The 10,342-nt window shown below is 47.6% G+C and carries 10 protein-coding genes; 1 reads left to right on the top strand and 9 read right to left on the bottom strand.

The features are described 5' to 3' along the window. Positions 1 to 239: 239 nt before the first annotated feature. From ACCI51_RS10175 to ACCI51_RS10155, 5 genes are all read right to left on the bottom strand, one after another. A complete protein-coding gene (locus ACCI51_RS10175; protein ID WP_371843491.1) occupies positions 240 to 1,229 on the bottom strand; it encodes a hypothetical protein in 990 nt (329 codons plus the stop codon). A gap of 98 nt (positions 1,230 to 1,327) precedes the next feature. Next, complete coding sequence (locus ACCI51_RS10170) at positions 1,328 to 2,029, bottom strand: OmpA/MotB family protein (protein ID WP_371843490.1); 702 nt, start codon at positions 2,027 to 2,029, stop codon at positions 1,328 to 1,330. After that, the gene (locus tag ACCI51_RS10165) at positions 2,022 to 3,332 is read right to left on the bottom strand and encodes a MotA/TolQ/ExbB proton channel family protein (RefSeq protein WP_299587840.1); all 1,311 of its coding nucleotides are present in this window, start codon (positions 3,330 to 3,332) and stop codon (positions 2,022 to 2,024) included. Before ACCI51_RS10165 ends, ACCI51_RS10170 begins: the two co-directional genes overlap by 8 nt. A 2-nt stretch (positions 3,333 to 3,334) precedes the next feature. Continuing rightward, complete coding sequence (locus ACCI51_RS10160) at positions 3,335 to 4,564, bottom strand: hypothetical protein (protein WP_371843489.1); 1,230 nt, start codon at positions 4,562 to 4,564, stop codon at positions 3,335 to 3,337. A 69-nt stretch (positions 4,565 to 4,633) separates the two neighbouring features. Continuing rightward, entirely contained in the window at positions 4,634 to 5,248 is a 615-nt protein-coding gene (locus ACCI51_RS10155; RefSeq protein ID WP_299587835.1) for a bactofilin family protein, read from the bottom strand. 717 nt (positions 5,249 to 5,965) lie between these two features. Between ACCI51_RS10155 and ACCI51_RS10150 the strand changes: the two genes are divergently transcribed. Next, positions 5,966 to 6,718, top strand: a complete 753-nt coding sequence (locus tag ACCI51_RS10150; protein ID WP_371843488.1) for a phytanoyl-CoA dioxygenase family protein — start codon at positions 5,966 to 5,968, stop codon at positions 6,716 to 6,718. 37 nt (positions 6,719 to 6,755) lie between these two features. Here the strand turns inward: ACCI51_RS10150 and ACCI51_RS10145 are convergent, their stop codons facing one another. The 4 genes from ACCI51_RS10145 to ACCI51_RS10130 all read right to left on the bottom strand — a co-directional run bounded on the left by ACCI51_RS10145 (position 6,756) and on the right by ACCI51_RS10130 (position 10,012). Further along, positions 6,756 to 7,247, bottom strand: coding sequence for an arsinothricin resistance N-acetyltransferase ArsN1 family B (locus ACCI51_RS10145; protein WP_371843487.1), 492 nt, complete (start codon positions 7,245 to 7,247; stop codon positions 6,756 to 6,758). Positions 7,248 to 7,285: 38 nt separating this feature from the next. Continuing rightward, positions 7,286 to 7,729 (bottom strand): CopD family protein, encoded by a 444-nt coding sequence (locus tag ACCI51_RS10140; protein ID WP_371843486.1) that lies wholly within the window; start codon positions 7,727 to 7,729, stop codon positions 7,286 to 7,288. A gap of 337 nt (positions 7,730 to 8,066) precedes the next feature. Then, complete coding sequence (locus ACCI51_RS10135; RefSeq protein ID WP_371843485.1) at positions 8,067 to 8,360, bottom strand: hypothetical protein; 294 nt, start codon at positions 8,358 to 8,360, stop codon at positions 8,067 to 8,069. A gap of 173 nt (positions 8,361 to 8,533) precedes the next feature. Next, complete coding sequence (locus tag ACCI51_RS10130) at positions 8,534 to 10,012, bottom strand: ricin-type beta-trefoil lectin domain protein (protein ID WP_371843484.1); 1,479 nt, start codon at positions 10,010 to 10,012, stop codon at positions 8,534 to 8,536. Between the last annotated feature and the right edge of the window lie 330 nt (positions 10,013 to 10,342).

Below are 10,342 nucleotides of genomic sequence, written 5' to 3'. Positions count from 1 at the left end.
CGAATCAATACTCGCCCCAGGAAGGTGTTAAATTACTTGAGCCCACTGGAATTTTTGGTGGGTGAACGTGTGTCACTTATGTTGGCAATCTAGGATGCCGTGATAACTCTTAAAGTTCGGCGGGCGAGTCTAAAGCCCGCCTCTGTTGAGTTGCAACGATTGTAAAGGCCTTAAGGCTATTACAGTGGGCTGCACCTAACATCTGCAGTCTTTATTCCGCTGGGATGTTACGGCGCAATTCAGGGGTTCCTTAGGCCCAACTCCTGCTCAATTTGAGCTTTACGCCATATCGAATAGTTTTGGGGGATTGTTGCCTCTTTAGCGTTATCGGCAATGATCGCCCGCCCCATACTGGGCCAGCATAAAACCGCGAGTACCCTCGGGGAGATTAACTGGAAGACCTTGGGTGGTCCCATTAGGGTTTTTAGCTTCTGTACCAATGGCAGCCAAGCTGCCGGAACTACTTGCTCGGCGATTGCCCAGGATGCTTGTGGTTCGCTGCCTAATTGTTTGGTGAGAGATTCGTAGCGCAGTGTTGCCGCGCGCAGGGCCGCTTGTGGTGGTGCCATTATGACTGCGCGCGCACGTCGTTCGGCACAGAGCAGGCAAATTTCTCTGGGGATTCCACTGCGCTCTGCGAGCTCTGGGTTCAATGCCCAATCGCTAGCTTTTACATGGCACTGGCAAATGGCGCAGGCATATTCAGCCGTGTCAGTGGTGAATAGAGCGCGTACTTTCTGGGGGCGTTCGCCGTTTTTCCAGAATAGTGGGTACTGGTCAAAAATAGAGCTGGAAAAATATCTTGCATAGTTTAGCCAATCAATATCCGTAAGATTTCCAAAGCGGTCTTTGCGCACTAACTCGGCAATATTTAAGCTATACAGGTGGCGTAGGCAATGAGGGCAAGGCTTTAGCGGGTCCTGCGGAAAGGCTTTGCCTGCGGCGCTGTAGTCGCTACTGGCCCAAAGTGAGCCCTGGTAATTACTTGCCACTGGGCATTTTGGTGAGATATGAATTTGCCCGAAAGAGCCTTCTTGTGCTGGCGAAGATTGCTCCAGTCCAAACACAAAGACTGGAATACCCCGATAGCGCCAGCCGCAGGCGAGCTTGTCGAGGTCTGAAGAATCCAGTTGGATACCCGATTGAATAGCCGCGGCCAGGCTGTTTCGGTTTGGTTTGTCGATAGATGATAACGGTTTTTTAGGTCTGCGAATGGGTGACTTGTTCACACTGGTGTGCGGCGGGTGTGAACATGCTGGCACAGCCTTAAGTATAGATTGTGGTACTTGGGGGTTGCGCTTTGGAATCTGTTGGAAGTTGGTGAGCTTCACAACGCCTCCTCAAGAATTTGTAGGATATGGCTTTCCGAATCCCGTACTACCCTGAAAGCGACCCGACGTGAGCGATCCGGATCTTCTATACCGTTGGCATCCACTACGGGGCGGGCGGAAGAGTAGCCAACGGCGGCGACCTTAGCTCGAACGAGCACAGCTTGTGTCGGTGGAAGTAGGGAGTGCGCATATTGCATTACTGCCCGTGAACGCTGCTGTGAAAGACGCAGGTTGTGAAAATAACCTCCTTCTGGAGCAGTTTGATCTCCCCATTCGGAGCTGGTGTGCCCCTCAATCTGGATTGCGGCAATGGAATCCATATAAGGTGTGAGTGCGGTAATGTAGCGGGGTACAAAGGAAGACATAATCGTGCGAGCATTATCACTCAGGGTAAAATTACCTGTGCTGAATAATGCATCACTGTTGTTGAATGAGATAGCAAGGGTTTGCTTATCCAGAGAGGCTCCCCAGCGCTCCAGGTCGTGGGCGAACTCCTGCTGTAGAGTCTGGTAAATGGCCAGTTGGGTATCTCGGTAAGATTCGGCAAGCTCTCGAATTTTGGCGCGCTCATCAATCAAAGAGCGCATCACAAATACGGCGATACAGAGAAACACCATCATCAGGCCGGCCATCATATCGGATAGGCTAATCCACTGACTCTCATTGGATTCGCTGCTGGAGTGAGCGCGATCAAACATGCTCCTCTCCGGTAGCCTGCTTCACTTGAGTGTCAATCCGCTTCATTTGCTGAATCAGCTGGCGGAAATCTCGTGAGAATTCGCCGCTTAAAGTACCCAGAGCATCACCCATCGCGGCCATAACACTCTCCACCTCATTGTGCAGGCGCTGGTCCAGCAGTTCGTACTGTCGTTTGATGCTTACGTCCGCATTCGTCAGATCACGGGTGATCACCTGTGATAGCTCTGTGATCATCTGCTGATGGGTTTTGGCGATTAGTTGTGCGAGCTCAACCATAGAGTCGCGGTGGCTGTTGGCGGTCTCTTGAATGACATTGGAGAATTGATTGGGGTCGATATTAGTTAGAACATCGGCGAGAGCCACCACTTTATTCGTTCTTTGCTCAAAGATCTTGGCCTGGGTTTCACTCAGAGAAATCAGATGTTGAACTTGAGTGCCCAGCTGCTGGTTGGCTCTATCCATACCCAGGGTGAGGGATTCGAATTTTGGTGCTATATCCGGGATCGACTTTTGCAGCACCTCAATCGATGCCTGCTGCTCATTGAGCATAACGGATATCTGCTCTGAGTGTGTGCGCTGTTGTTCTACCAGTGAAGGAATGACGTTAAAAATTTCGGGCAGCTCGGTGATGCGTTGGTGTAGTTGCAGGAGATTTTCCTGGGCATTATTAATCTCGATTAGTAGTGAGGTGGTTTGTTCACGGTAGATTGTGGCTAGTTCCGCATGTTGCTCATGCTGATCTATTAAGGCTTGTAGGGCAGGGGATACGGCTTCCAGTTGTTGAGTAAACTGTTGCAGGCTTGCGCCCATCTGAGTATTCAGGCCTTGGTTAAATTTTTCTACCACAGAATTCAGGGACTGCAGTACTTCCTCACTCACGCTGTGCTGAAATTTTGATAAATCTTGTCGTTGAGCATTAATTGCCAGCAAAATATCATCGGCTGTCGCTTTGGTTGGCAGCTCTTTACTAAATACTTGAAAAATAGTACGCAGTATCAAAGAGAGGAATAAGCCCAGAATGCTGGTCATAAAGGCCGTCTCCAAACCCTGCATAAGCTCAGAGATAGAGGTGTCAATATTGGCGAGATCAAAACCGTAGATGCCAAGGATAATGCCAATAAAGGTGCCGAGTATGCCCAGGCCGGTGAGGAGTGACGGGGTTTCTTTTACAAAGCGTGAAAACTTACCTAGGGGATAGAGGATCAACGCAGCAGCGCCAAGGGCAAGCATAACGATAAGAAAGGTGTCGGTCACCTGCTCTGGAGATAACTTAGTCAACCAGTGGTAGAAGAACTGAGTCATTATTAATCCTTTACAACTTTTTGCATGGTTATTTCGTGATAAAAGGGCCCGCTAGGTATCCGCCCTGTGCTCTGGCTAAGCACTTTCATTTGCGGCAGGGACTTCACCACGTCGGTAACGGTGCGGAATTTTGCTTGCTTATTGCCGTATGGATGAATGTAGGTGCCAACATGCCCCGATGGCTGAATCTCGAATACACCACAATTGATTGGCAGTTGTTCTTGCTTAAACAGCAGAAAATGCATTACGCCGCCATCGCTGAGATAGTTATATAGTGCGTTGGTGATTGATTGTATTTCTTCAGCGGAAAAGAAATTCAGTAGATCCCAAAGCAATATACAGTCTAAATTGTCGGGCAGCGTAGCTTGCCGTAAAGCGGCTTGCACCGCGCCGTCAAACGGCACTTTGCGGCTGCACTGCCAGAGAATGGCAGAATAAAGATCGGAGATGAATAGCTCCCCAACCGAACGTTGGAGTTGTTGCATATTCCGGCCAGCTTTCTGACCAATATCAAAAATCTTGCTCACGGGGGAGCGTGCAACTTGTGCGAGGGCCGTATCGAGGGCGGGAAAGAGAAGCTCTGTTAAGCGAGTTTTCCTAAAGGCAGAGATTGCTCCGGAGGAGCCTCCCGCTCTCACCGTATTTTGAGATTTTGCATTGCCATACTCAAACATCAGCTCGATAAGATCTTTACGCATGCCTTTCCTATGTAAAAGGGAAGAGCGCAGGGAAAAATTCCCCATGGTTTTCATCAGCTTCAGTGATGAGTAGCGATAAGTGGGTAAGGGTTTCTGCAGATCCAGGGGTTCAGTATTAAATGTAAAGCCTGTTAAACGCTTAAAGTCTGCTGGAGCTTTGGGCATTGTGCCGGTATACAACATTGTGAGGAAAATGGTTCCCGGTTTTAAGTGTGGGCGGATTTCCTCGATCAGCCGAGCGATAAGCTCGGGCTCCATAAAATTAAATAGATCCCAGCAGAGTACAATGTCGATCTTTACTCGTTGTGGCTTTTTTGTGAGATGTCCTGATAACTGTACAGCTCTGCTTTGTGTATCGGCGGCATAAATCTCCAATAGGAGGCTGCGTAAATCTTCAATAAAGGTCTGGCAGGATAACTCTAAGAAGGTTTGTGTGGTGCCAAATGACAGGCACCCCAGATCCAAAACTTTACTGCCAGGTTGAATGACCTCATCCACCAGGGCGGCAGTGCCAAACGAGTGATGCTGCAACATATTTTCCACACCAAATAAAACCCCGGCAAAAGCCGGGGCCTAAATTGAGGATTATCTGAAGTTATTAGCTCAGCTTTCCTCAGCTTCCTCTTCGGTCTCCTTGGAGCCGAATAAGTAATCGCTGGTGTCAGATAGGCGCGATGAATCAGTTGCAGAAGTGCTGCTGGAGACGTAGGGAGCGTTATTCTGCGCACGGTTTGCGGGCTTGTCCTCTGTCGCTGGCAGGTCAGGGTGTACCAGGCGATCGGAGAACTCTTTATGGCGCTCCTTCATCTCGGAGTCGGTATCTACCATGTCCATCGAGCCGCGGAACTTACCACCGTCATCCAGCTTGATTCTTGGTGCAATAAGATTTCCATTCACTTGTGCAGTATTGCGAATTTCGATCAGCTCGTCGGCAAGTGCATCGCCATCCAGAGTGCCTTCTACAACAATATTTTTCGCATGAATATTAGCGGTTACTGCACCACCGGTACCTACAGAAAGGTTGTGACCAACCATAATAACGGTGCCGTCGACTGTGCCCTCTACGTGAAGATCTTCGGTGCCAATCAGCTCACCGCGAAAATTGATCCCCTGCCCCAGCACTGATTTTGCGCCTGAATTCGAGAGAGATGATTGCTGTTCACCAGCACTCATGCCTGCTAGAAATGGTGTGGAGTCATTGCTTTTGTCAGTGCTCATTGAAATAAATCTCTTCGTTGTGGAAAAAGTCAGCTCTTGAGTCTGTTGCACCCATGCCCATCGTTGAAGGTATGCTGGTACGTAAGATTATCTTTTAAGTTAAAAATCATCGATAGCCAGGTCACTAGTCTTCTTAGTGCAATGGCTGGCATGGGTCTTCTGAAAAAAATTGAGCACAATTGCGCAAGCCATTTTTCTAACTGGGCCCTTTATATACACTGTCTTGCAGTGCCGCGGGATGAATAGCCCCTTGCAATTTGCGGGCGAGGATAGGGGCCTGTAATCAAATTCCAGGCGCTGAGTAACCTCAATGATAATTGCAATAACGCGGCATCCGAGAAACTTACTACAGCGTGATAGCTGTAAGTAAATATTCACTTTTAAATATGGAGGACATACTGCTAAATTGTCTGCTGATGAGTATAGGGGCCCTATCGGACACATATCATATGAGTTGGGATTTACTACTTTACAGCGCGCTTGCCAGCGTATAAACATCTGACTATCAATCAAGCTGACCTCGACTTGAATGGAGCAAATTTAGCACGCATTGCACGCTAAAAATGTGAACCATGGCACTTTTTTCTTTTTTGGGAGATTTTTACGTAATTTAAGCCTATTTGCCCTATAGCTAAAGGAATGCCGGTAGCGCTTGCGCCTCTCTCTCTGTTAAGCGGAGGGCGTGATCCGGTGGCACTATGCAGAATATGGAGGTAAATGATTTTGAATTTTTCCAAAGCGCCCAACAAGCAGAGAAGCCTGATGGCCAAGTTCTTCTCAGTGGGCTGTGTGAGGTTATTTAAAGTGAGTGAGCTTGAGTGTGGCTATGCCATGATCCGTAATGTTATGTCTGACAATCAATTAGTGGCCCTGCAGACTAATTTAGTAGATTTAACACTTGCTAGTCGAAGAGGTGGTATACGTTCCGCAGAAAAGAAATTTTTGTCCATCGCTTTATTGGCAAAGTCGGGCCCAATTTTAGGCTTGGTACATGCATACTTATCGAAGCCTGCCCAGTTGGTGAGAGCCATTCTATTTGATAAAAGTGAGGAGAATAACTGGTTTGTTCCCTGGTATCAGGATAAGACGGTAGCTGTTTCCTCGCCATTTGATGGCTCTGCGTGGGGACCCTGGAGTTTGAAGGATGGGGTTCACCATGTGCAGCCTCCTTTGCATGTATTAAAGGAAATGATCACTCTAAGGGTGCATCTTGATGATACCGGTATTGACAATGGTTGCCTATGGGTGCTGCCCTATAGTCAACGAGAGGGAGTGATGGGCGCTGAGGCGGTTAGGCAGTTTGTAGCTAAAGGAGGCTCAGTATCGTGTGAGGCAAGAGCAGGAGATGTATTAGTTATGTGCCCTTATATCCTTCACTCCTCGAATAAAGCTCGTTTGCCGGGGCGTCGTCGTGTTATTCATTTGGAATATAGTAGTTTTAAATTGCCCTGCGGGGTCAAGTGGGCTTAAAAAAGGCTGCCTATTTACTTGTTTCAAGTTGGTGGGTTCAAGAATCTAGCTGGGCCTGCCAGTAACCCACGTCGAGCCATTGGCCAAATTTAAATCCAACCTTTTCAAAATGCGCAACCTTCTTCATACCCAATTTCTCATGGAGAGCGACACTTGCAGGGTTGGGTAGTGTGATTCCACCAATTATATTGTGGATATTCCTTTCTTTCAGTTGGGTAAATAGCACAGAATATAGTTCTGTACCCAAGCCTTTCGATTTCATATCGTTCGCAATATAAACCGTTGATTCCACTGAAAATCGATAGGCACTTCTCTCCCTCCATTTTGAAGCGTATGCATAGCCAATGACTTCTCCATGTATTTGTTTCACTAGCCATGGCAGATTGGAATTCCGAATAAATTTTATGCGGTTGATTATTTCATCTTCGCTGACCTCTTGCTCTTCGAAGGTGGCAGAAGTGTTTAAAATAAAATGGTTGTATATCGTAGCTATTGCGTTTGCATCCTTTTGCTCAGCGGGTCTAATCATTGTTTGAATTTCTCAGATAGGTTGTTTATCGTGATTTATTAAAAAAGCCAGCCAGTTCTAAATGAGATGCCCACATAAACAAAAAGAACTGATAACACCGTAACCGGAATAATATGGTAGGCAAGCGACTTAAGGTTATTCTTAGAGAGGTTTGGGATGATTCGAAGTCTTGCATCTATGGCCAGTAGGAAAGTGCAAGCGAGAAAAATAAGTTTGAAGGCGACCAGGCGAGAAACTGGGTGGGAGAAATCAAACCACTGGGACAAGTCTGGCAGTAGGGTGTAAGCGAGATAGAGCCCAGATAGAATCTGAATGATCAGAGCGGGGATGCCTATTTTTTCGTAGTGGCTCTCAAATCGGGAAAGAAATGCGATGTCCTTATCCCGAAAAACATTGGGTAATATTGTGCAAGCCAGTATTAGGTGCCCGCCGGTCCAAACTGTTGCACCAAGCAAGTGAATGAAAAGTACAGCGTTGTACATTCTGCCCCCAGAGAAATTAATTTTGGGGGACTATAGCGTTAAAAATTACGAGTGTCTCTATTCCTTGGGTTCCGTAGGGGGTCAGATCCCATAAGCGCCGCAGCTGATACCGCTGATGGTGAAACTGAGCAAATAGAGGCTACAGATATGGAAAATGGCAAAAGCAAGCGGCGGCACCCCGTAGCTAGCGCATCCAGCCCTTTGCCAATGGCGGCGTGTAGGGCAATGTGCTGTCTTTAGTGGATTCTTTCATTAAGGAGCTCAAAGTTTGGCTCATTACGACATCGCTATATTTGCAGCATGTATATGTGTTCGTTTGGTCAGTTGCTTCAAGGTATCAGCAGGAGGTGTCGCTAGTGGAAATACGGGGGCTCGAGAGTACTGTGCGGTTTGTTAACGTATAAAAACTCGACTGGAACAGCCATGCCCAACGACGAGCTCCGCTTCGGTTACCTTGGTAGCTAGAGAAGCTGTGCTTTACCACTGTATCATCATTGGCATCGTCGGTTGTATCCCCTTGCAGGGCGAGTTTCGGTTGCTCAATAGATTTGGGGGTTTCCTCCACCTCCTCCGCTAGGTGATTCATTAGTACCATCAGCTCCCAGTGCGCTACCGTACTATCGGCGCGCAATAGTATCTGTTGATCGGTGCCAATGTCGCTTGCCCAGAGTGAGGGTGAGCTCTTTTTACAGTGTGAGGTATTTGGGGCTTCCGCGGGTGGTTGTTGAGGCGCTGCAGATAGGCGGTAGGGAAGTACCCTTAAAGGGCATCTTCACAGATGCCCTTTTTTATGGACGGAGAGTTTTAAAAACGGTTTTGTTCCCAGTCAGAAACGGCCTCCAATACAAATTTTTGACTTACATCGTTGCTGTCACACTGGTAAACCTGCAAGTGCTCTCCCTCCTTGGCTAAATTTCCTGGGGCATCCATACAGTAGCCCCAATTCTTGTCGCGATTCTGAATGGTGCCGTCTAGCTGAATTTTCCACTTTTCTGAGTTGCCGCCATCGCAATCCCATAAATGCATTTTATCGCCGTTGTCAGCGCTCCCGGTGTTGTAATCGACACAGTATTTATTATTAGCCTTGGGCCGCAGCTGGCCTTCGGCAGTATAGACAAACTGCTGTTCGTGGCTGGTATCACAGCTACGCATGGTTAGGTTGGAACCATTGCCATAGCCTTGGGATACGGTCATACACAGATCGCTATTCGAGGCGGGGTGAAGGCGCATATAGCCGGGTAAACTGCGTCGAACACCAACAAAAGGAATTGCCTGATTGGTATATTCTGGGGTGTTAGCAACGTTAGAGGGGTCCATACCTATAGCTGTAGCGCCGTGTGCAACTGCGAGGTAAGCATAAGCAAAATCGGTATTGCTAAAGTCGCCAGAGCTGCTCCACAGGTGCATCAACTGCTTGCTACTGGCGGCTTCGTTAGCGGTTATTTGGTGGTGGTCGCCCGCCTTTACATTACCGCAAACTATTCGCCTGGAGCTGTTAGAATCGATTGAATCAATATTTCCAGAAAATTCCTCGGGATCGGCGGTATCAATATCGGGGCACAGGAAAGCATGAAGATTGTAGCCGTCCAGTGCCGACTCCATACGATTGTTGACATTACCGCTCTGGCCACCAGTAAATACTACCAATACTTTTTTATTCTTGGAGTGCAGTTCACTCAATGTCGGCCAGCCGATATTTTTCAGCGTGTTGCGGTAGTCTGTGGAGGGGGAGCTTGCCTGTAAGTGCGTGATGAGTTCCTGATAACTGAATTGCAGATCCCCCAGCTCCTGCTGAATATATTGGTCCAGCAGATAGATCTCATCCGCATGCCAGGCACTCAGCCAATTGCTATTGGGCTTCATATCAATATAAAGCATCAACGGCGCACTAAGTTCGTTGTTCGCGAGCCAGGATTTGATGTCGTCTAGGCAGTGAACCAATCGATCCTCGTTGCCATTACTCCCACACATATGATTACCGATATCATTCTGACCGTGAGCGACATAGGGCCCGTAGCTGCTTCCCTGCCAGGGGCCGTGGTCGACAACATCCAGTTCCAGTGAGCGAAACCCCTTATCCAGCCAGTCTGTGAGGCGATCACTGGCCTCCAGGCGCACGTAGCTGTTGTGGGGCTGGAGGTAGTAGAGCTGGTCTATGCGGTGGTGGCTGTCGGCATGGCTGGCTTGAAATACCGTGTCTGTACTTGCAGATAGACAGATACTGTACAGAGTTACAAATGATAAAGTAAGGTGGATAAGGGAGTTCTTGAATATGTAAGTCATATGTATCAAAGGGCTTAAGTGGGTGAGTCTTGGTTTCAAGTAATAAAGTTGATAATTTATATTTTAAGTATGAAAACGCCGTTACATTTATTTTTAATAGGGTGAGTGGGTAGAGAGCTTTCATGTAAGCGTCAACATACATCTTTTCCGCTGGGTGTTTTTAAGTGCAATCTGAATAAAGTGACTTTTGTGTCAATGTGAATAGTTGTGCATGTCAGGGTTAATATTTTCGGAGTGGCTGCGCATTTTCAGATAAAAATCTATTATTTTCATTATGATTTTTATAGTTTGTGAAGTCTGTAGAAGATTCAAGGTTATCTTTTGGCTCGA

The organism is Microbulbifer echini (genome assembly GCF_041447225.1).
Taxonomy (GTDB): domain Bacteria; phylum Pseudomonadota; class Gammaproteobacteria; order Pseudomonadales; family Cellvibrionaceae; genus Microbulbifer; species Microbulbifer echini.
This window is presented reverse-complemented; position numbering and strand designations above follow the sequence as displayed.